Here is a 2,944-nt window from a genome sequence, read left to right on the forward strand (position 1 = left end):
TACGTCGACACGACGGTGGCCGAGGTCGTCGGGCAGGCCGCGGCCCGGCACGGGCTGAAGGCGGGCCGGATCGACGCGGAGCGCACGCGGATCCCGTATCTGGCCCAGCCCAACCTGACCGACTGGGAGTTGCTCCGCCATCTCGCCGACCAGCGGGGGCTGCTGCTGTCGGTCGAGGGGGCCGCCGTCCATATGGGCCGGCCGTCGGCGGCGAGCGGTGCGCCCGCGCCGGGTACGGGGGCGGACCGCAGTCCGTTCGTCCTGGAGTTCGGGGAGAACCTGCTGGCGTTGCGTGCCTCGGTGTCGTCCGAGGGGCAGGTGGCCGGGGTGGAGGTGCGCGGGTGGGATCCGGCGGGCAAGGCCGCGTTGTCGGCGCGGGCCGGTGCCGGGGACAGCTCGCGGCTGCGGCTGGGGGTCACGCCCGCGCGGCTGGGGTCGGCCTTTCCCGGCCCGGCCGCGGATCTGCTCGTCGGCGGCCGGGGGTACACCACCGCCGGGCAGGTGGACGTGGCGGCGCACGCGCTGGCGCAGGAGGCGGCGGCCTCGATGGCCGCTCTGTCCGCCGAGGTCGCGGGGACGCCCGAGCTCGCCGCGGGGGCGCCGGTGACGCTGGCCGGGGTGGGTGAGCCGTTCGCCGGCGGGTACACGCTCACCTCCTGCTGTCACATCTTCGACGGCGACCACGGTTACCGGACCGAGGTGGGTGTCGGCCCGTTGCCGCCGCCCGTCGTGCCGTACCCGCCGCCGCTGTGCTCGCTGGGCGTCGCCGTGGGCATCGTCACGGACATCAAGGAGCCGGGGCAGGGCGAGCGCGGTGCCGTACGGCTGCGCCTGCCGTGGCTGTCGCAGGACTATGTGACCGACTGGGCGCGCACCGTCCAGTGGGGCGGGGCCGGTGGTGGCGGGGTCTTCCCCGTGGAGGCGGGGGACGAGGTGCTCGTCTGTTTCGAGCACGGGCGGCTCGACCGCCCGTACGTCCTCGGTGGCCTGTACAACGGCATCGACGCCCCCACCGACCACGGGCTGCCCCTGGTGGACTCGGGCACCGGGCGCGCCAACCGGCGTTCCCTGGCGTCCCGTTCAGGTGACCTCATGGAGCTCCTCAGCGCCGCAGACGGCCCCCAGGGGGTGCGGCTGCGGACGGGCGACAGGAAACTCGCCGCTCATCTCGACCGCAAGGACAGCACCATCGTCCTGACGGCGGGCGAGGGAGAAAGAACGCTGCGGGTCTCGCTGGACGCCCGCGGCGACGGCACCGTCACCGTCGACGCGGGCACGGCCGGCAGCCTGGTCCTCAAGGCCGGGACCGTCACCGTCACGGCCGACGACGGCAAGGGCGGCGGCGGGCTCACGCTCAAGGGCGCCACCGTGAGCGTCGAGAGCACCGGGCAGCTCTCGCTGGACGGCAAGCAGACCGGCATCACCGGCAACACCGTCGACATCAACTGACCTCTGACCACTGACCTCGTACACCGGCACGCACGGGCGGGAGGGCGCGATCGTGGACATCATCGGCGCGGGGTGGGCGTTCCCCGCCGTCATCACCGGAACGGGGCGGGTGGGCCTGGCGCGCGGCGCCGAGGACGTGGAGCAGGCGATACGGATCATCCTGTCCACCGCGCCGGGCGAGCGGCCGATGCGGCCGGAGTTCGGCTGCGGCGTCCACGCCCTGGTCTTCGACCCGCTCGACGCCACGACCGTCGCCCGCGCCGACGCGGAGGTCCGCCGCGCCCTCGACCGGTGGGAGCCGCGGATCGAGGTGGACGACCTGCTGTTCAGCATGGACACCACGGACCTCGGAGTGCTCTACATCGACATCCGCTACCGGCTGCGCGCCACCAACGAACCCCGCAACCTCGTCTTCCCCTTCTACACCCTGCCCGGCGACTCCCCGGTGGAGTGACCCCTGTCATGACCGACCCGTCCGCTTCCTCCGCTTCCTCCGCGCCGGATCCGTCCGGTGTTCCCGTCCCCGACCTGGACGATCTCCGGTTCCAGCCGCTGGTGGACGCCGCCAAACGCGCCCTCCCCCAGCGGGTGCCCGAGTGGACCGACCACAACGTCTCCGACCCCGGCATCACCCTCGTCGAGGCCTGTGCCGAGCGGACCGACCAACTGCTGTACCGGGTCAACCGTATGACGGACCGCCAGCGGTCCGCCCTGCTGCGTCTCATGGGCATCACCCCCCTTCCCGCGTCGCCGGCACGGATCGTGGTCGCGTTCACCCGGACCGACGGGGCGACCGGCCGGCGCGAGATCCCGGCGGGCACGGTGGTGCGCACCGGGGGCGAGGAGCCGGTCGTGCTGGCGACCGTCTCGCCGCTCGTCCTGGAGGGGACGCGGCCGGTGGGAACGGTGGCGGCGGACGAGCAACTGGTGCGGATCACCGAGGTGCTGGGCGTCGCCGACGGCCAGCCGGCCGGCCGCTTCCCGACGCGCCACCGCCCCTGGCGGCCCGGCGCCCCGGTGCCGGATCCGCCGTTCGGGCCGCCGGTCACCGTCCGTGTGGGGGGTGTCGAGTGGCGGGCGGTGCCGACGTTCGCCGAGGCGGGTGCGGGCGACCGGGTCCACTGGTGGGACGACGCCTCGTGCGAGGTGGTCTTCGGGCCGCTGGTCCCCTTCGAGGACGGCGCGCGGCAGCACGGTGAGGTGCCGCCCGAAGGCGCGCGGATCGGCGCGGAGTACGGCGTGTTCCGGGGCCGGGGAGGCGGTGTCCAGACCGGCACGCCCCTGGCGGTGGACCTTCCCGGGCTGACGGCGGTGGTGGAGGAGGTCGTCGTCGCCTCCGAGGAGGCGGAGGACTGGCGGACGGCGCTGGAACGCGCGGGGCTCGGCCTGGCGCCCCTGCGCCGCGCGGTCACGGCCGCCGACCACGAGCGGATCATCGACGAGCACGTACCGGGGCTGGCCCGGGTCCGGGTCACGGCGCTCACCCGCCCCACCG

Annotated in this window: 2 protein-coding genes and 1 pseudogene; all 3 read left to right on the forward strand. The window is 74.6% G+C overall.

Translation table 11 applies throughout. The features are described from left to right. On the forward strand, window positions 1-1,449 hold a 1,449-nt coding region (locus tag K6I33_RS33820; RefSeq protein WP_229358625.1), incomplete at its 5' end, for a VgrG-related protein. A 52-nt stretch (window positions 1,450-1,501) separates the two neighbouring features. Then, a complete protein-coding gene (locus K6I33_RS33825; RefSeq protein WP_229358627.1) occupies window positions 1,502-1,903 on the forward strand; it encodes a GPW/gp25 family protein in 402 nt (133 codons plus the stop codon). An 8-nt stretch (window positions 1,904-1,911) separates the two neighbouring features. Next, window positions 1,912-2,944 (forward strand): annotated as a pseudogene (locus tag K6I33_RS33830) (hypothetical protein); the annotation flags it as partial.

The sequence above is a fragment of the Streptomyces sp. UNOB3_S3 genome (assembly GCF_020740895.1).
Taxonomy (GTDB): Bacteria; Actinomycetota; Actinomycetes; order Streptomycetales; family Streptomycetaceae; genus Streptomyces.